Source organism: Metabacillus sp. B2-18, from assembly GCF_021117275.1.
Taxonomy (GTDB): Bacteria; Bacillota; Bacilli; order Bacillales; family Bacillaceae; genus Metabacillus.
In genome coordinates this window covers 3365457-3383342 of the sequence record NZ_CP088245.1, presented here as the reverse complement: position 1 = coordinate 3383342, position 17886 = coordinate 3365457, and the positions used below count along the sequence as shown (strand labels likewise).

At 35.1% G+C, this 17886-nt stretch carries 17 protein-coding genes and 2 riboswitches; of the genes, 9 read left to right on the top strand and 8 right to left on the bottom strand.

The genetic code is table 11. The features are described from left to right. The first annotated feature begins 1 nt into the window (after position 1). The 5 genes from istB to LPC09_RS17190 all read left to right on the top strand — a co-directional run bounded on the left by istB (position 2) and on the right by LPC09_RS17190 (position 4274). Positions 2-760 (top strand): IS21-like element helper ATPase IstB, encoded by a 759-nt coding sequence (gene istB / locus LPC09_RS17210; RefSeq protein WP_231307495.1) that lies wholly within the window; start codon positions 2-4, stop codon positions 758-760. A 295-nt stretch (positions 761-1055) separates the two neighbouring features. After that, positions 1056-2510: a hypothetical protein gene (locus LPC09_RS17205; protein ID WP_098797443.1), complete on the top strand. Its 1455-nt coding sequence runs from the start codon at positions 1056-1058 to the stop codon at positions 2508-2510. 31 nt (positions 2511-2541) lie between these two features. Beyond that, positions 2542-2880 (top strand): helix-turn-helix domain-containing protein, encoded by a 339-nt coding sequence (locus LPC09_RS17200; protein WP_098797442.1) that lies wholly within the window; start codon positions 2542-2544, stop codon positions 2878-2880. 119 nt (positions 2881-2999) lie between these two features. Continuing rightward, positions 3000-3779 carry a tyrosine-protein phosphatase gene (locus tag LPC09_RS17195; protein ID WP_098797441.1) on the top strand — a complete coding sequence of 260 codons (780 nt, stop codon included), beginning with the start codon at positions 3000-3002 and terminating at the stop codon, positions 3777-3779. 192 nt (positions 3780-3971) lie between these two features. Beyond that, positions 3972-4274, top strand: coding sequence for a DUF5658 family protein (locus LPC09_RS17190; protein ID WP_098795989.1), 303 nt, complete (start codon positions 3972-3974; stop codon positions 4272-4274). Between the two features lie 88 nt (positions 4275-4362). Here LPC09_RS17190 and LPC09_RS17185 read toward each other — a convergent pair whose 3' ends face one another. The 4 genes from LPC09_RS17185 to LPC09_RS17170 all read right to left on the bottom strand — a co-directional run bounded on the left by LPC09_RS17185 (position 4363) and on the right by LPC09_RS17170 (position 7935). Then, positions 4363-4698 carry a helix-turn-helix domain-containing protein gene (locus tag LPC09_RS17185; RefSeq protein WP_098795990.1) on the bottom strand — a complete coding sequence of 112 codons (336 nt, stop codon included), beginning with the start codon at positions 4696-4698 and terminating at the stop codon, positions 4363-4365. A 99-nt stretch (positions 4699-4797) separates the two neighbouring features. After that, positions 4798-4944 (bottom strand): anti-repressor SinI family protein, encoded by a 147-nt coding sequence (locus LPC09_RS17180; protein WP_098795991.1) that lies wholly within the window; start codon positions 4942-4944, stop codon positions 4798-4800. A 31-nt stretch (positions 4945-4975) separates the two neighbouring features. Next, positions 4976-5059: riboswitch (cyclic di-GMP riboswitch) on the bottom strand. A 366-nt stretch (positions 5060-5425) separates the two neighbouring features. Further along, a complete protein-coding gene (locus tag LPC09_RS17175) occupies positions 5426-6223 on the bottom strand; it encodes a YqhG family protein (RefSeq protein ID WP_098795992.1) in 798 nt (265 codons plus the stop codon). Between the two features lie 26 nt (positions 6224-6249). Continuing rightward, the gene (locus LPC09_RS17170; protein ID WP_098795993.1) at positions 6250-7935 is read right to left on the bottom strand and encodes a DEAD/DEAH box helicase; all 1686 of its coding nucleotides are present in this window, start codon (positions 7933-7935) and stop codon (positions 6250-6252) included. A gap of 314 nt (positions 7936-8249) precedes the next feature. Next, a riboswitch (glycine riboswitch) is annotated at positions 8250-8339 on the top strand. A 191-nt stretch (positions 8340-8530) separates the two neighbouring features. Between LPC09_RS17170 and gcvT the strand changes: the two genes are divergently transcribed. From gcvT to gcvPB, 3 genes are read left to right on the top strand one after another with little or no spacing between them, the layout of a single operon-like run. After that, complete coding sequence (gene gcvT / locus LPC09_RS17165; RefSeq protein WP_098795994.1) at positions 8531-9634, top strand: glycine cleavage system aminomethyltransferase GcvT; 1104 nt, start codon at positions 8531-8533, stop codon at positions 9632-9634. Between the two features lie 41 nt (positions 9635-9675). After that, positions 9676-11016, top strand: coding sequence for an aminomethyl-transferring glycine dehydrogenase subunit GcvPA (gene gcvPA / locus LPC09_RS17160; RefSeq protein WP_098795995.1), 1341 nt, complete (start codon positions 9676-9678; stop codon positions 11014-11016). Beyond that, entirely contained in the window at positions 11016-12476 is a 1461-nt protein-coding gene (gene gcvPB / locus LPC09_RS17155) for an aminomethyl-transferring glycine dehydrogenase subunit GcvPB (RefSeq protein WP_231307877.1), read from the top strand. The genes gcvPA and gcvPB overlap by 1 nt, the downstream gene beginning before the upstream one ends. Positions 12477-12530: 54 nt before the next feature. On the opposite strand, the gene LPC09_RS17150 is transcribed toward gcvPB, so the two are convergent. Continuing rightward, complete coding sequence (locus LPC09_RS17150; RefSeq protein WP_231307876.1) at positions 12531-13352, bottom strand: methyl-accepting chemotaxis protein; 822 nt, start codon at positions 13350-13352, stop codon at positions 12531-12533. Positions 13353-13737: 385 nt separating this feature from the next. Between LPC09_RS17150 and LPC09_RS17145 the strand changes: the two genes are divergently transcribed. Then, positions 13738-14415 carry a MerR family transcriptional regulator gene (locus LPC09_RS17145; RefSeq protein ID WP_176551005.1) on the top strand — a complete coding sequence of 226 codons (678 nt, stop codon included), beginning with the start codon at positions 13738-13740 and terminating at the stop codon, positions 14413-14415. Between the two features lie 205 nt (positions 14416-14620). Here LPC09_RS17145 and LPC09_RS17140 read toward each other — a convergent pair whose 3' ends face one another. From LPC09_RS17140 to LPC09_RS17130, 3 genes are all read right to left on the bottom strand, one after another. After that, entirely contained in the window at positions 14621-15862 is a 1242-nt protein-coding gene (locus LPC09_RS17140) for a hemolysin family protein (protein ID WP_098795999.1), read from the bottom strand. 106 nt (positions 15863-15968) lie between these two features. Next, positions 15969-17372, bottom strand: a complete 1404-nt coding sequence (locus LPC09_RS17135) for a hypothetical protein (RefSeq protein ID WP_231307875.1) — start codon at positions 17370-17372, stop codon at positions 15969-15971. After that, positions 17360-17803 carry a hypothetical protein gene (locus LPC09_RS17130; protein ID WP_231307874.1) on the bottom strand — a complete coding sequence of 148 codons (444 nt, stop codon included), beginning with the start codon at positions 17801-17803 and terminating at the stop codon, positions 17360-17362. The genes LPC09_RS17135 and LPC09_RS17130 overlap by 13 nt, the downstream gene beginning before the upstream one ends. Positions 17804-17886: the final 83 nt, after the last annotated feature.

Genomic DNA, 17886 nt, shown 5'->3' with positions numbered 1-17886 from the left:
GATGACAACAGAATTACTAGTGGATCATTTAACCAAGCAGCTTAGAATGCCTACCATTCACAAACAGTATCGCTCTCTCGCAAGAGAAGCTGAAGAACGTAACCTTAGCTATGAAGAGTATTTGTTAGCCTTACTTGAAGTAGAGATAGAAATGAGAGATGAAAATCAAAAACAGAGGCGACTAAAACAAGCAAACTTTCCAGTCCAGAAAACCTTGGATACCTATGATTTCAGTTTAATGCCTAGTCTAAATCGAAATCGTTTTTTAACACTAGCTAAAGGTGAATTCGTTGAGAAAAAGGAAAACATTCTCTTTCTCGGAAATAGTGGTACTGGAAAGACCCATCTAGCTACAGGACTCGGTATTGAGATGATAAAGAATGGTTATAAAACCAAGTTCATTACAGCGTCTAAATTAGTAGAAGAATTACTGATGGCGAATGACGAGCATAAACTCGGTGCTTTAGAAAAGAAGTGGCTCAAATTTGATGTGATCATCGTAGATGAGCTAGGGTATGTACCTTTTTCAAAAATTGGATCAGAGCTCCTATTTCAATTTTTCTCAAGTAGGTATGAACGTGCAAGCGTTATTATTACTACCAATCTTGAATTTACGGAGTGGACTAGTCTTTTCGGAGATGAAAAAATGACAGCTGCCCTTCTCGATCGACTCACCCATCGATCACACATCCACTTACTGAACGGAGAATCCTATCGATTTAGACAAAGTATGAAACAAAATGGAGAAACTAAAGCATAACCAGGAGTGAACGCGAGGTGTTTGGAGGTCTTGCCCCTCCTCGGGGCAAGACCTCCAAACACCCAATCCCTCCCAGTAATGGGGGCTAGAAATGATAAAGTGGCTCACTTTTGAAGTGATCACTCTGGCTCAAATTAATATTGACAAAAACAACTACCTTTCTAGCTAATCATTCAGTTTGACTGTGTAAGAAATCAGGGGATTTTTGAAATTATGTTAAATGATAAAAATTTTAATAGAAATTTGCAGCTTTTCAATTGAAAATGGCTATCCTAAATAAAGAGGAGGTAAGCGAGTGTCCCAATTGACGATTGATATGAAAGGAGAAAGTAATCAATATGAAACTTCAATCTATTTGCTTTTTCTTTTGTTACATACTGTTCTCTTTTGCTTAATTGCAAATTTGCATGAGGTGAAATTAACCTATACTATTCTAATATTATCTAGCTTGCTTTTTTCCTTGTTTACCATATTTTATTTAAACAAGCCTGTGTATCTTCTTTATCATTTAGTATTTTGTATTGTCTTTCAGAATATATTAATAGGATTGGGTAATAACTTTACAGATTATCAAGATAACGGTAGCAACATAAAGCTTCTTTTAGTTTATAAAGAACTATTTGCAAGTATTGTTCTTGTCTTACTTTTTTTAAAATATAAGAATAATATTAAACTTTTAAGTTTTGAAAAGGTTATTTATCCTTTGTTTCTAGTTATCGCCTTAAGTTTTGTTCTTTCAAGTAGTCCAACATTAGAAAGTAAACTTTTTTATTTAAGGCAATTTACAATTCTATTTATTAGCTACTTTATTGGCAGGTTGATCTATTATGGATTAAAGAATAATTTACAAGATTTATATAAGTTAATTAAATTTATCATTGCACTAGGTGTTTTTACTGTTTTCATAGGCTTTATTTTCAATTTATTTGACTTGGATTCATATATTTGGAATGAATGGATGAATATCGACATTGTTCTACAAGCAAAGGGTGTACAGGGGGGATTACCTAATTGGAGTACACCACTAGGTAATTTTGTTGTACCTAGGATGTTTTCAATATTCTATGATGTTATAAACTTCAGTTATTTTATTTTAGTAGCACTGTGCTGTTCTTTAATGTTAAAAAGGAATAATTCACTTATTTTTATCAGGGCTTTTTTATTGCTCGGACTTTTTCTTACATTAGGTAAAGGGGCTTTAGGTATATACAGCATAGTTCTTGTTTGGGTGTTTTTTCTTTACTCAATCAAATTAAAGCCTAAAATTTTTATTTTACCTTTATTAATTGTTTTAACTGTCTGTTTTATCGTTGCTTATAATATTGATTTTAGGTCAAGTGCTATTGTCCATTTTAATGGTTTTATTTTACCTTTAATATCTTCTTATGAGTATCCCCTTGGTAATGGGGTTGGTGCTGGTGGGATTTACTATGCAATGTTATCAGGAATTTCAGCATGGGATCTTTCTCATTTAGGAACAGAAAGTTTCTTTGGCTCTTTAATATATCAGCTTGGATATCCAGGGTTAGTGCTATACTTAATATTTTTCATCGGGTGTATAAACTTCCTTTTGAAAAATGCTTATAATAATGAAATTAATTACCTATTAATTGTTTTATCTGGAATACTATTTGCTACATTCATCATTTCTCTATTTCAAGAGGCAACTTTAGGGATAAATTATACAGGAATACTAACAATTATTATTGGATATACAGTATCGCGTATATTAGAACCTAAACTGCTTTAACAAAATAGGATAACAAAAAGGAGGTAACTCAATGCTAGGTACATCTATTAAAAAGTTAAGGGAAAGTAGAAATATGACCCTTTCTCAATTATCAAAAAAGACAGATATATCGAAATCTTACTTAAGCAATATCGAGAGAAACATTCAAGAAAACCCCTCTATCGGGATTCTATTAAAAATTGCAATTGCACTTGAGGTAGATCTTCAGAGATTTTTAGAATCCAATAATTCATCCGATATTTCCACTAAAACAGATATTGAATTAACGCAAAATGTAACTATAGATATTATGAATAAAATGCTCGAACAAAACAAAAAAAATTTTCAAATACTAGAAGAAATAAAGAATCTTATTGAAAGCAGCCGGTAGTTTGATAAAAATAAACTAATTATAGTTATACTATTTTTGACTTACTTAGACACCGTTGTAAAATGGGATACTTAGTAGTTTTTTGTATTTATATTTTTTAATGAATTGAGGTGATTTAGTTGATAGATATTCATTGTCATATTTTAGCAGATGCAGATGATGGTGCCAATAATATAGAAGAAAGTATTAAAATGGCTAAGGTAGCAGTGAATGAAGGAATTACGAAAATCATTGCAACACCACATCATAAAAATGGGAGATATGAGAATGATAGGGAAAAGATTTTGAATAAAATTGACCAACTTCAGGGTGAACTACAGAAGGAAAAAATAAATATCGAAATTCTCCCTGGACAGGAAATTCGTATATATGGAGAGATAGTGGAAGATTTAGAGAAGGGTGAGCTTCTAACAATTGGTGATAACTCTTCATATATGCTTATTGAGCTTCCCCATTATCATGTTCCAAGGTATACATATAGATTACTTTATGATCTTCAAGTAAATGGAATTATACCAGTTATAGTTCATCCCGAAAGAAACCATGAAATACTTGAAAAGCCAGATCTTTTATATAAACTGATAAAGGATGGGGCTTTGTCACAAATAACTGCTGCTAGTATTACCGGAATGTTTGGAAAAAGAGTGAAAAAACTAAGTTTTGAACTTATAGATCATAATCTCACACACTTTATTGCCTCAGATGCACATAATACTACAATGCGTTCATTTCATTTGCGGGATGCTTATGATGCAATTGAGAAACAAATAGGTGTGGAGACAAAATTTATTCTTCAAGAAAATGCAAATTTAGTTTGTAATAATAGAATGGTTTATAAGGAAATGCCAGAAAAGGTAAAAAACAATAAAATAATTAGCTTTTTCACAAATAGAATGTAATTAATTAGGTCGGTCAATAAGCCAGAGGAATTAAATATAATATAAAGTTGAATATGTAATGAACAAAAAAGTGCTCGGTTAAATTATTTCGACTTTAGTATAAGGGGGACCGATAGTGGAGATACTTACATGCACAAATTCCCTATTTAGTTTGGAGAATATAAAGATTCCTTAGATCTAGGAGGTACTATATTGAAGTATGTTTTCTTGTATCTTGCATTATTAAACATAGTGGATGGAATTCTTACTTATATAGGGTTAACCATGAACATTATTGATGAAGCAAATCCAGTTATGAAATCTTTGTTCATTATGAAACCTATGTATTTTATCGTTTTTAAGTTTACTTTATCAATTTTACTGAGTTTAATTGTATACCTATCGTTAGATATAGTTAATAATAAGGGAGTGTTTTTATTAACTACGTTTGCTGCTCTTCTGTATTCATTTGTTATGTTATTACATGGTGCATGGATTTTAGATTATTTTAGTTAATAGATAGGTATATTTTAAATGGAATATTTTACTTTTACTAAGTAGAAAAGACATAATTTAAAGCTAAAAGTAAGCTATTAATTATGCCTCATTTATCAAGATCATTCTGAAGTCTCCACTTGTTAAACTCCAAAAACTCTTTAAACTGTTCTTTAGACACACCGGATTTCATAGCATCTTGAACAAGTTTAGTCCATTCTAAGTCAAGTTCTTCGGGATCTGTTTCGTTTTGTTCATTTAAAAGTGTATTTACCGGTACACCGAGTACAGATGACACTTTCTCCAAGAACTGAACAGAAGGATTTGACTGGAGATTGCGCTCAATCGAACTTAAATATGATTTTGCAACTCCTGCTCGTTCTGCTAGTTCTGATAGTGATAGGTTTTTTTGGGTTCTATATTTTTTTATTCGTGGGCCAATCACGTCAAAGTCACCTTCCTTTAATAATGCTATTATAACATATAAAGAAGGATTTTGTTTGATATGGAGAACGGTTTTCTAAAAAAATTCTGTGAGAAAGAGTTAAGTAGTTGGATTTCCTTTTTTAATAAAGAAATCTTTTATTTCTTCTACACTTATACCAATCTCAAGTGCCTCTAAAATTAATTTGACCCATTCATGGTCAAGCTGCCTGTCTTTAATCAGGTTATGTATCGTTTCGTTATTCAACTATCTCATCCTCCTAAAATACTCTTGTATTCCAGGCAGTCCAGCCATCATAGTTTTAAACTTTAGACCTGTGACTTTGCGTCCCTATTTTTCAATAGGTTTGCCCTTGAACTGATTATATTATTACTAAAGAAATAATCTTTTTGTGCGAAAGTCCTTAGTTTATGTCTGTCTTATTAACTATTCATATTATAAAAGGGAATTTTTAGGAAGTGTGCAGAATGATGTCGATGACAAAAATTTTCTTGTGTATTTTGAGTTTTTAACATTTATGTAATATAAGATGGGTATATATGCCTGTAAATTACGTAGGGGAATTAGAAAAGTGAGTTTTTCTGAAGTTTTGTTAACAAAACTTTAATGAACATAGCTCCAAGCAAATATTCATTTTGTCGAACTATATTTTAATTTTGGAGGATATAGTAGAAGTAACTAGACACAAAAGAATGACAATCGCACTAAGATTGCCATTCTCCTTACTCTATTTAAATATCCCCTGCGGCGTCAAATAAAAAATCCCACCATTCTGAACCGAAATATTTATCTGCGGCTCATAAAGCTCCCTCAATGCTTCCTTCTCCACCTCATAACAATCAGGCTTCTCATCCATATCTTCATAAAAATGATCCAAAAGCTTTAAATCTTCATTCCATCTTTCCCTCGCTTTATCCGCCCAGGAATGATCTTGTTCATGAATAGATTGCATAATAAACTGTTCAATCCGTTTAATTCCACTTTGTGGCTTAATCAAAGGTGTCATCGTAAAACAGAGATCCGGAATCTTCGGTGTTAGCTCTAATTTCTCTAGCTTATCTTGAAAGTTTTCTACTAAAGTCCCACTAACCAAATGCAACCCAATAGAGTAAAGCTGATCCTTTTTCATATCACATTGATAGGAAACCATAATGTTAACACCAATCCAAGGGTGTAATGGGATGTTTCCACCCGGTTCTTTGACCTGCTCAAAAAGTCGGATATAGCTTCCTAAATTTGTTGTCGAACGAAAAATTTGGTGAAGGCGGGGGGCACCGAAGTGCATGACCTCGCCCTTAAGATCGCTTGGTGCTTGATTTTGATCTGTGATGAGAGTGAGCTTCATCGGGTTTGGAATACCGTTTGTTTTTTCAAGGTAATGCCAGTAGAAAGGGCGGTTCATTAATTCCTTGTCCATTTCAATGGTTAGCTGAACCGTTATGTAGCCTTGACCTTTTTCAATGATGTCACAGGAATTGGCTGTGAAGAAGCTTTCTAAATAGCTGTGAATTTGCTCTTGTTGCATGCTTTTCGCCACCTTTCAGGGAAAAATTATTTGTCGCCACTAGCTGCTTTTCTTTGTTCTTGTGAGTAATGTGCATAGTCAAGAATCGATGTTAAATTTTCCATTTTAATCTTCATTTCCCGGTCACTCTTCGAATTGACCATAATGTCTTGAATATGCTCATCAAAGTTTTTAATTTCTAGTCGAGTTAGGATTTCATCAAGATCACCGATAACTTTTTCAAACAAATTAATTTTGTCATATAAAAGGGTCAGTATATGTTCTTCAACTGTGTTTCTTGTTGCCATATTGTAGATGTTTACGTCATGTTCTTGTCCTAAACGATGGATACGTCCAATCCGTTGTTCCAGCCTCATTGGATTCCATGGTAAATCATAGTTAATAATATTATGACAGAATTGTAGGTTAATCCCTTCACCACCAGCTTCGGTTGCAATTAACACTTGAACGCGGTTTTTGAACAGTTCCTTCATCCAGTCTTTTTTCCCGCGTTTAAACCCACCGCGGAAAGGAACAGAGCTGATACCGTTTTGTTGTAAAAACCATTGTAAATAAAACTGTGTAGCACGGTATTCAGTAAAAATAATGACTTTATCATCAATTTCTTTGATTAGCTCTACTACCTTGAGAGCTTTTGAGTTTTGAGTTACACCGTCTATTGCCATCATGATATCTTTAATAACGTCATTTGGTAGAGCTGCTTCCTCTTCCTCAGGTAAATCCAGCATTTTTTTCAATGTCATATAAACGGCTTCACGACTGCTGCATGCTTCTCGTTGGAGTGTCATGATTGAAAAAGCATTTGCTGCATATTGTGAAGACGATTTTATAGCTGTTATCGTGTCATATAGGTTTTGCTCTGTTTCGGAAAACTCAATTGGAACAGTTTCTACATTTCGTTTCGGCCAGTCAATTCCGGTGTCTCCGCGACGATTACGGATCATTACTTTGTTAATGAGTTCACGTAAATGTTCATGATCTTCCAGAGAACGTTCTTTAGCGGAGAACACCTCTGTAAAATATGCTTCGTTGCCAAGGTGACCTGGTTTCAACAGGGAAACAAGATTGAAAATCTCTTCAACTCTGTTTTGAACGGGAGTAGCTGTTAAAAGTAAGCAATACTTTTTCTTCAAATTCTGAACAAATTCATAGTTTTTCGTTTTATTATTTTTAAGCTTGTGGGCCTCATCAATGATGACTAAGTCGTAATTTTGTTCATACACAATATCTCGATGTGGACTTCGTTTGGCTGTATCAATTGATGAAACAACAACATCACATGCTTCCCATACATAGCTTTTCTTTTGCTCGACTGCTGGAATAAAGAACTTTTCATTTAATTCCCGAGCCCATTGTGAAACGAGGGAGGCAGGGACTAGTATTAACACCTTTTTAACTAATCCACGAATCATATATTCTTTTAAAATTAAGCCGGCTTCAATTGTTTTACCTAAACCAACCTCATCAGCTAAAATCGCTTTTCCGTTCATTTTTTCAACAACTCTTTGAGCCACCTCTAGCTGGTGGGGGAGAGGAGTGAAGTGTGGTAGATGGTTAGGTGCTTGCAATCCCTCAAAGGTTGGTACTGCTGTATTTTTTTGAACCTCATAGGCAAGCTTATACAGCTCCCAGTTCGACCATGGTCCATCGCTATCTAGTTTTTCAAAAAAGCCTTCCTGCCAGGTTGTATCGAAGTTCGTCTTTATATTCATCGTAAAGACAGTCCTTTCATGTTGTGTGCTATATTGTAATGTTCACTATTTCATTAAGATGAAGGGATATATGAAAGATTATGACATTGATATAATGAAAACACGAACATTATGACGTAAAAAATTTTTAATGTTAAGCTAAAAAGTGATTGTCGAAACTCTTCGGTCATGGTAGGATGTTAGTAAGAAAGTTCATCATTTTCATATCTTTCAGTTAGCTTAACGCTTTCATTCTTTACTGAAATGTTAAAATGTCAAATGTCATGAATAAAGGTTTTATTAGTATAACCAACTTTACAACAAAATATGAGCGGATGAGAATAAGGGGAGAGACTATAACTTAGTATAGCGCCGAAGGAGCAAACAACTGTGAATCTCTCAGGCAAAAGAACTCTTATTTGACGCAACTCTGGAGAGTGTTTGTCATAAAGACAAACTACCAAAGGGGAAAGCCCTATGTAGGTACGAATTTGTACTACTTTTACATAAGGTAAACTTTCAGGTTAAAAGGACAGAGACTTCTATTTTAATAAATGGGAGTACTATGTCCTTTTTTTGATGCCAAATTTTAAAGGATTTGAAGGGAGCAATCCATATGACAGAGCTATATCGTACACCTTTATATGATGTGTATAAAAATTACGGTGCTAAAACGATTGATTTTGGGGGCTGGGACTTGCCAGTTCAATTTTCTTCTATTAAAGAAGAACATGAAGCTGTTCGTACAAAAGCAGGACTTTTCGATGTGTCTCACATGGGTGAGGTTGAAGTTCGTGGTGAAGATAGCTTAGCTTTTTTACAAAAAATCGCTACAAACGATGTGTCTTTGCTCAAAAATGGCGGTGCACAATATACAGCGATGTGCTATGAAGATGGCGGTACAGTTGACGATCTTCTTATTTATAAAAAAGCAGATCATAACTACCTACTTGTTATCAACGCTTCAAACATTGAAAAAGATGTGGATTGGCTTACAGCAAATACCTTCGGTGATGTTTCGATTAAAAATGTTTCCAACGACTTAGCTCTTTTAGCTCTTCAAGGACCTTTTGCTGAAAAAGTCCTTCAAACTCTTACAGACATAGATTTATCAGAAATTAAGTTTTTCAAATTTAGAGATGAAATAAATATTGCTGGTGTAAAAGCTTTAGTTTCAAGAACAGGCTACACGGGTGAAGATGGTTTCGAGCTTTACTGTGCGGCAAATGATGCTGTTACGCTTTGGGGGAAAATTTTAGAAACTGGAAAAGAAGACGGTGTGTTACCTTGTGGCCTTGGTGCACGTGATACCCTTCGCTTTGAAGCAACTCTTCCTTTATATGGCCAGGAGCTTACAAAAGATATTACACCAATTGAAGCAGGCATAGGGTTTGCGGTGAAACCTAATAAAGAAGCTGATTTTAACGGAAAAGCAGTATTAAAGGATCAAAAAGAAAACGGAGCTGCCCGCAAGCTTGTTGGAATTGAACTAATTGAAAAAGGAATTCCACGTCATGGATATGAGGTGTTTGTGAATGGCGAAGAAGTTGGTGTGGTGACAACAGGTACTCAATCACCAACATTAGGTAAAAACATAGGATTGGCTCTATTAAAAACAGAATTTACTGAACTAGGAACAGAAGTAGAAGTTCAGGTTCGTAAAAAGCGATTAAAAGCCGTTGTCGTTGCGACACCTTTTTATAAACGTCCTAAAAACTAATTTATAAAATATGACCTTAAAATGAGAGGGGTTCACACGTAATGAATCATCGTTATTTACCAATGACGGAACAAGATAAGCAGGAAATGCTTGGAGCAATTGGTGTTACTTCTGTTGAAGAGCTTTTTCAAGATATTCCTGAGAGTGTTCGTTTTCAAGGAGAATATAACATTAAAAAAGCAAAATCTGAAACAGAGCTTCTAAAAGAACTTACGAAGCTTGCAGCAAAAAATAAGGATCTACGCAGTCATGCATCATTTTTAGGTGCGGGTGTTTATGATCATTACATGCCAATAATCGTTGATCATGTAATTTCTCGTTCAGAATTTTATACTGCCTATACACCATATCAACCGGAAATTTCACAAGGGGAGCTTCAAGCTATTTTCGAATTTCAAACGATGATTTGTGAGTTAACTGGTATGGATGTTGCTAACTCTTCTATGTATGATGGAGGAACTTCATTAGCAGAAGCAGCAATGCTTGCAGCAGGTCAGACAAAGAAAAAGAAGGTGTTAGTTTCTAAGGCAGTTAACCCTGAATCACGTGATGTCATTAAAACGTATGCTGCTGGACAGTACATTGAAGTTGTGGAAGTACCTGTGACAAACGGTGTAACAGATTTAGAGGCATTACAACAGGAAATGAATGATGATGTAGCAGCTGTGATTGTGCAGTATCCAAACTTTTTTGGTCATATTGAGCCATTAAAAGACATTGAGCCAATTGCACATACTGGAAAAAGTATGTTTATCGTTTCTTCTAACCCACTTGCATTAGGAGCATTAACACCTCCTGGAGCATTTGGTGCGGATATTGTTGCGGGTGATGCACAGCCTTTCGGTATACCAACTGCATTTGGTGGCCCACACTGTGGTTATTTTGCGGTAACAAATAAGTTATTAAGAAAAGTTCCAGGTCGTCTTGTTGGGCAAACAACGGATGAAAATGGAAAACGTGGATTTGTGTTAACACTTCAAGCACGTGAACAACATATTCGTCGTGACAAAGCAACTTCTAATATTTGCTCAAACCAAGCGTTAAATGCACTTGCTGCTTCTGTAGCGATGACAGCTCTTGGTAAGCAAGGTGTGAAAGAAATGGCTATTCAAAATATCCAAAAAGCGAACTATGCGAAAAGAGCATGTATCAAAGCTGGTATTGAGGTTCCTTTCGATCAACCAATTTTTAATGAATTTGTTGTGAAATTATCAAAACCTGTATCAGAAGTTAACAAACAGCTTTTAGAAAAAGACATTATTGGTGGTTTTGATTTAGGTAGAGTTGATTCTGGGCTTGAAAATCATATGCTTATTGCAGTAACAGAGCTGCGTACTAAAGAAGAAATTGACACACTTGTGAAGGAATTGGGGGATGCTTAATGAGTAATCAAGATCAAGCATTAATTTTTGAACTAAGCAAAGAAGGTCGTATTGGATACAGCTTACCAGAGCTTGAGGTTGATGAATTATCGTTAGACGAACTCATTCCTTCTGTTTATATTCGCACAGAACAAGCTGAACTACCTGAAGTGTCTGAGCTTGATATTATGAGACATTACACAGCATTGTCAAAACGAAATCATGGTGTTGATTCAGGATTTTATCCACTAGGATCTTGTACAATGAAGTACAATCCAAAAATTAATGAAAATGTGGCGCGTATTGCTGGGCTGGCTCATATCCATCCATTACAAGACGAATCAACGGTTCAGGGGGCAATGGAATTATTATTTGACCTTCAAGAGCATTTAAAAGAAATCACAGGAATGGATGAAGTAACACTTCAACCTGCAGCAGGAGCTCACGGTGAGTGGACAGGGTTAATGATGATTCGTGCGTATCATGAAGCGAACAATGATACAAAGCGTACAAAGGTTATCGTTCCTGACTCAGCTCACGGCACAAACCCAGCATCCGCAACAGTTGCAGGCTTTGAAACGATCACAGTTAAATCAGATGAAAATGGTCTTGTTGATTTAGAGGATTTACGACGTGTTGTTGATGATCAAACGGCAGCATTAATGCTAACAAATCCGAATACACTAGGACTTTTCGAAGCACATATTTTAGAAATGGCGCAAATTGTCCATGATGCAGGTGGAAAGCTTTATTATGACGGAGCGAACTTAAATGCGGTATTAAGTAAAGCTCGTCCAGGAGATATGGGCTTTGATGTTGTTCACTTGAACCTTCATAAAACATTCACAGGTCCACACGGTGGTGGCGGTCCTGGATCTGGTCCTGTTGGGGTAAAGGAAGATTTAATTCCTTATCTTCCAAAACCAGTGCTAGTGAAAACAGAAGAAGGCTATCATTTTGATTACAATCGTCCAGAGTCAATCGGACGAGTAAAACCATTCTACGGAAACTTTGGCATTAATGTTCGTGCGTATACCTACATTCGTACAATGGGCCCTGATGGCTTAAAAGCTGTAACAGAATATGCGGTGTTAAATGCAAACTATATGATGCGTCGCTTAGCACCATATTATGATCTTCCATTTAATCAGCATTGTAAACACGAGTTTGTTCTTTCTGGAAAGCGTCAGAAAAAGCTTGGTGTTCGTACACTTGATATTGCGAAGAGATTATTGGATTTCGGTTACCATCCACCAACAATTTACTTCCCATTAAACGTGGAGGAGTGTATCATGATTGAACCAACTGAAACAGAATCAAAAGAAACACTTGATTCCTTTATTGATGCGATGATTCAAATTGCGAAAGAAGCAGAAGAAACACCTGAAATTGTTCAGGAAGCACCACATACAACAGTTGTTAAACGCTTAGATGAAACAACAGCTGCGAGAAAACCGATTTTAAAATATCAACGTGCATAATAAAAAACTGGCTTGCCAAAGATGGTAAGTCAGTTTTTTATCGTTTTCATGACATTAGATCTTGTTTGCAAATTCTGATAATCTTTTCGAAAGTTGCTCAATCTCTTCTATTAATGAAGAAACTTCCTGCATCGATGTTGCTTGGTCGTTTCCAATTGAGGCGATTGTTTGTATGGACTCCCCCATCTTAGTTGTAACACCCTGAATTTGAGAAGTTATTTGATTTACTTTTTGAGTGGAAGAGACTGTCTCCTTTGAGAATTTTCTAATTTCGTTAGCGACAACTTCAAAACCTTTGCCTTTTTCCCCAGCTCGTGCTGCTTCAATTGCTGCATTCAAACCGAGTAAATTTGTCTGATCAGCTACCTTTTTAATCATAGATAAAACAACATCTGTTTCTTTTACATCACTTGATGCTTGCTGTGATTGTAAAAGGAGTTGTTGAGATAGAGATGCTAACGAGTTTGATCCGTCCACTACCATGTTTACACTTTCTTTAGCTTGTGATAAAGAGCCAGCTATTTGCTTAATAATTGCTCTTAGTTCGCTCTCTCTACGTAATTGAATGGCGATTCCGCCGATTACTTGATTATTTTGATCATGTAGAGGTAGAGCTGTTCCTGTAAATTCAAATCCATAAAATTCAGCAGGTACCTCAGCTTGTAGTTTTTTATTTTGACGAATGGCGACAGAAAGAGGTTCGTCAGGATTAATTTTTTGTCCAATTTTTATTTGAAGGTTGATATTCTCGCCTGGAAAATAAGCAACAAATTCATGCAAATTACAAATAGCAATAGATAGATCAGCTGGCACTGCTGCTTTTAAAATTGGCACTAACTTAATGACCGTGTCTAAAGAATCAATTTTGTTAAACATAAATTTTTCTCCATTTCTTTTTGTGACTACATTTTTCATGGTGTCTAGAGAGGGTAAACAGAAAGCAGAATGTGTTATTTCAAAAAAATTCATATGATTTTGTATATAAAGGATAAATAACTTAGTAAATTTACCAAAAAACTTGAAAAAAGACAAACATAATTTCCAGTTTTCGACCTTTTATTTAGGTTATAATCACTCATCTTCTAGTATTTATTATTTTTTCATGTTCATGTTCATAAAGATTCATCATTTCATGTTGAAAACAACCAAAACCCCCAACATTATGACTAGTTTTTAGAACCTTTGTCGAGAGGGAGGAATTTACTAGGGATTTAGTAGAACTAGTTAGATAAGAAAAAATAGACAAAGGTTGGTGTTTAGGTTGGCAGCAAAGTATATAACTATATCGAAGGCGTCTTCGCTTGTAGGAGAAAAGGTGTTTATTTTAAAGCAATGGGAAGAAGAGTATTCAGAATTTATTACAATCAAGAGAGATGATAAAAACGCTAGGCTGTTTACAGCAGAAAATATTGAGTTTTTCCAAAAGGTAAAAGCGTTTAAGGAAAGTAATATGGATACACAAACCATTAAACAGCTTTTCCAAAGTCAAAGAACAACGAGTACATCTTCAGTACAAGAAGGAAATGATGTTACCGAATTACATGAAACACTATCAAAAATTACGTCATTTATTGAATCACAGGAAGTTCAAAACATGTTAAAGCTTGACGAACGTCTTGAAAAGCTAGAAAAAAATGTGGTTTCATCTGTTAGCGAGAAAATTACTGAAACAGCAAAATTACAAACAGAAGTGGCAAGATTTGAGTTCTCTGATGTTCAGGATATGATTACAAGCTTAGCGGTCACTGCTGAAGCGGAAAGGGCATCATATAAAGAAGAAATTGAAGTTGAACGGGAGCTTGCTCAAAAGAAAACAGATGAGCGTGAGGAACGATTTTTAACGTTTGTGAAGGAGCATCAATACAGATCAGAACGAATGAAACAGGAGCAGAAATCAGGATTAGGTTTCTTGAAACAAATATTAAGTTTTGCAAGATAATGATGAAAAGGCCGCAAAATTATGCGGCCTATTTAATAGGTAAGAAAGTATAAAATTTTGTACGTAGTTTTAGTGTCTAGCTCCAGCGCCTAGCCCCTCGAGGTCATAAGCCAATTTGGAATATAAGGCAAAGAACGCCTTCTATTCCAAATCGTCTTATTGCCCGAGGCTGACCAAGGCGCTTGCGCTTTTCTTATATGTATCATTAAGATTCATCTGGTACGACTTTTTTAGTGATTTTAATTCTCTTTAGTTTATTATCCTCAACGTTCATTACTTCAAAATGAAGGTGATGGTATTCATAAGTTTCTCCTTCATCTGGAAAACGTCCCATTTCTTTTAGTAGAAACCCTGTAAGGATATCTTCTTGCTCAGGAATTTTCGTTTTAAACACTTCATTTAAACGTCGCAATGCAAGTTTACCATTACAAATAATATGATAATCGGTTAATTCTTCAATTAGTATTTCTTCATCCTGATCGGTTTCATCTTTTATTTCTTGTCCGATCATCGCTTCAATAATATCCTCATGACTTAAAATACCTTTTGTTCCGCCGTATTCATCAAGAACAATCGCTAAATGTCTTCGTTTTTTTAACATTAATTTAAAGACCTTTTCGATTGAGTGAAATTCGAATACAAAAAGAGGATCATCATCAATAAAATCTTCTAAATTTTTATGTGGTTCTAATGACCAAGATAGAAGTGACTTTGAATGAAGCACACCTACAATATTGTCCATGCTTTCTTTATAAACAGGATAGCGAGTATGACTTCCTTCTAAGACGATTTCACGTGCTTCTTCAAAGGTTGAACCTGATGAGATTCCTTGTATTTCTGTTCGAGGGACTTTAAGAGCATCTCGAACATCCAGGTCATAAAAGTCAATTGCTCCTTTAATTCGCTGTTCTTCATCCGTTTGTAGAATTCCTTCTGATGTAGCGATATTTACCATCGTAATAAGTTCTTCTCTTGAGATTGATGCAGTTTTTTCTTCATCGTTTGAAAGTTTGTTAATGACGGTTCTCGTAAATCTTGATAGAAGGAAAATCAATGGCTTAAACAAAAACAGGATAATTCTTATGACTGGGAAAACTGTATAAGCAATTTTATCTGCAAATGTAGCGGCAATTGATTTTGGTAATACCTCTGCAAAGATGATTAAAACAACGGTTAACACTGTAGTCGCAATCCCAACACTAATTCCATATTCAAGTGCAATAATGGTCACAAGAGTTGGAAGCATAATGTTAGCAATGTTATTACCGATTAGTATCCCGGTAATTAACTCATCAGGCTTCGAAACAAGTTCGAGTAATTTTTGCGATTTCTTATCATTATTTTCTGCTCGGCTCTTTAATTTCATTTTATTAACAGCTGTTAATGCAGTTTCACTTCCTGATAAGAAAAAAGACATAAATAGAAAAAACGCTATAGCTATAAGCAAAATGTTATTCCTCCAACAAATTGAAACTAAAATTTTTCATCTTTACTTATCTTATCGATTTTAGCAGAAAAAGTCGATTATTCTGCAAGGAATTATATGAAAAAAATTATTGTTCTTCTATTATATAAAGTTCTTCAAATTGACCCTCTTCATTCACACTATAGCGAACCTTTAACTCAGTAGTAGGAAATGAGAGAATTCTTTCGTAGTATTCTTCACCATTCTCAGTTGTGAGATGAGATTCAAGTCCTTCGTATGTAGCCGACTTACTTGCGTATGTTAAATACTCTGCTAGCGATAAGTTGCCATATTGGTCTTCAAAGAAACCTTCCCAACGTGTACTCCATTCATCTAAGTTATGCTGAATATTTTGCTCAGTTAAGTTTGGTGCAAGCCTAATAATTGTCTGATATGAGCCCTCTCGTATAAGTGAGGCTACTTGAAAGCCTGGATCGTTTAGATGGAACCCACTATAGTTATTTTTACTTTCAAGGAATGAGCTGACCTTTTCTTTCGTCAATTCAGTTGAAAACCAATAATAAGGATAGCTATACATGTTCGTATCATTTCTTATCGGTAAAAATATCTGTCCTGTTTCATTAACGTCAAAATATGTTTCTGTTTGCTGAAAGCCAAAGACTCCATCTTGAGGATGAACAGGTTCCGCTAAATAAAAGAACACATCATTTCCTTCGTTATTAACCATTATTGTAACAGCAGGCTGTGGAATGTCGCTTTCCCAATTCAAAAGCGAGATAGACTCTTGCTGAGAATTTCGGTAATAAGTGACGTCATTAATGGTTGATTTATGTAGTTTGTAAATAAAGTCTACGTTTTTCATTTCATGCTTTCCGCTATTAGTTGGAGCTACAATACCGACTGTACCCGTTCCTGATATTTTATCAGGTTCATCTTTCAATGAAGGAAGCGATAATTCTATTTTTATTTTTTCATCGTTAAGCCATTCATATGTTGGAAACGTGTCGTCTAGAATATATCCATTTGCAGACCTGAAGGAAAGTCCTTCAAATGTTTGTTTTTCTGAGAAGTCTAGAAACATAAGGTACTCACCTTTGGCTAAATTTGCACCAAGTAATGGTAAGGAGAATAGAACGAAATAGCAGGCAAGTAGGAATGGTAGATGAATTTTATCGTTGAATTCCTTTGTTTCTTCTTCCTCGTCTTTTTCATATAAACGTCCCATAACGGTAAGTATGGCTGCTGAGCCTATAAAAGGGTAAACAATGAGAACTGTGATGTAGATTGTAGATTTCGGTAGCGTTTGTAATGACAAAGTGAGCAAAAACATAATAAACATGAGTAAAAGAGCAAACCTCAGTAAAAACCAAAAATGTTGCTGTACTAAATTTTTAGATTCACCAAGTGCCTCTGTGATTCCACAATCCTCTAAAACAACGACGTAAGGAGTGAGGATATACGGAATAGTAAGAAGAAATAAAACAATAACAAATGGACCGATTAATGAACCTAATAATGTTAATACAAGCATGATGATTGCGAAAAGGATATGTAGTAGAAAAAATGCTTGAAATAATATCGACCTTCACGAAAAATCATTGTTTCTTCTTCGGTAAGTGCTGACTTTAAACCGCCTAAATAACCACCCATAAAAAAGCTTTTGATGACAAAAAAAGCAGCTGTGATGATAAGGGATAAGGCTACGTTATAATCGAGTGTGGCATGAATGAATCCTGCTGGCACTTTTAAATCACTAATCTGAGGGATCCAGATTGGGTATGTTCCAGTAGGTTGAAAGGGTTGGATAGGGTTTCCTATCGTGAACTCAAAGGAATCAAAAATAGTAAATCCCCACAATGCTCCTGTTGTTACAAGGAGTGTTAATAATACATCTAAAAGAATTGGGATAAGAACAATCTTTGGTTGCCGAAACAGAAAGTATAAACTATCGATAAACTTCAAATCATCACTCCTCCATAGGAAATAAAAAAAGAAGCAGACTGTCACTCACATCCCAAACAGTGGTTTAGGTATGCGCGTTGCGA

Bases quoted from the DNA above. Each gene is read 5' to 3' on its own strand.
- gcvPB (WP_231307877.1), top strand. From the start codon at position 11,016: ATGAGTAATCAAGATCAAGCATTAATTTTTGAACTAAGCAAAGAAGGT.
- istB (WP_231307495.1), top strand. From the start codon at position 2: ATGACAACAGAATTACTAGTGGATCATTTAACCAAGCAGCTTAGAATG.
- gcvT (WP_098795994.1), top strand. From the start codon at position 8,531: ATGACAGAGCTATATCGTACACCTTTATATGATGTGTATAAAAATTAC.
- LPC09_RS17175 (WP_098795992.1), bottom strand. From the start codon at position 6,223: ATGCAACAAGAGCAAATTCACAGCTATTTAGAAAGCTTCTTCACAGCC.
- LPC09_RS17200 (WP_098797442.1), top strand. From the start codon at position 2,542: ATGCTAGGTACATCTATTAAAAAGTTAAGGGAAAGTAGAAATATGACC.
- LPC09_RS17135 (WP_231307875.1), bottom strand. From the start codon at position 17,372: ATGCTTGTATTAACATTATTAGGTTCATTAATCGGTCCATTTGTTATT.
- LPC09_RS17150 (WP_231307876.1), bottom strand. From the start codon at position 13,352: ATGTTTAACAAAATTGATTCTTTAGACACGGTCATTAAGTTAGTGCCA.
- gcvPA (WP_098795995.1), top strand. From the start codon at position 9,676: ATGAATCATCGTTATTTACCAATGACGGAACAAGATAAGCAGGAAATG.
- LPC09_RS17170 (WP_098795993.1), bottom strand. From the start codon at position 7,935: ATGAATATAAAGACGAACTTCGATACAACCTGGCAGGAAGGCTTTTTT.